1 protein-coding gene and 1 pseudogene are annotated in these 536 nt (G+C 60.4%); both read left to right on the top strand.

Annotated features, from left to right (window positions below; translation table 11 throughout):
- Positions 1–234: pseudogene (locus tag AC1D1X_RS25375) on the top strand (hypothetical protein); the annotation flags it as partial.
- Positions 231–536: hypothetical protein (locus AC1D1X_RS25370; RefSeq protein WP_477699646.1), on the top strand; the 306-nt coding region annotated here is incomplete at its 3' end. The pseudogene AC1D1X_RS25375 and the gene AC1D1X_RS25370, both read left to right, overlap by 4 nt.

Below are 536 nucleotides of genomic sequence, written 5' to 3'. Positions count from 1 at the left end.
CCTATCGGCGACTGGTTCCGCGGCGAGTCTTACGCCTGGTTGCGCCGGACCCTCCAGGACAGCCCGTTGATTGCTGAAACGATGCAATGGCCGGTGGTTGACGGCATGCTCGTACAGCACCGGGATGGCAGAAAAAACTATACACGTGAGTTACGGGCCCTTGCGGCGCTGGCGGTGTGGGAAGCCGGTGCCGGAACCATCGAGCCGGAATTTTCGGGAGGGAACCGGAGATGACAGACCAGTTGCCGCGCTGGCTTTTTGTTTCTTACGGGGGTGGGCATGTCAAGGCCTTATTGCCGGTGGCGCGGCGCGTGAAAGAGCTGGGTCTGGCCCGGCCGCTGTATCTGGCGTTGACAACGGCTGCGCCGGAGGTGGTGCGCAGCGGTATTGAAGCCATAGGCTTTCGCGATCTTCTCAGAGACACCGATCTGTGCGCACGCGCGCACGGAGAGAGGCTGGCCAGTGAACTTAAAGTCACTGCTGCCCAGCATGATGAATCTGTTGCTTACCTTGGCCTTTCCTATGCAGACCTCGAG

This window comes from Polaromonas sp. P1_G4, from assembly GCF_056405475.1.
Note: the sequence above shows the minus strand (reverse complement) of the source record. Positions and strands in the feature narration are given on the sequence as shown.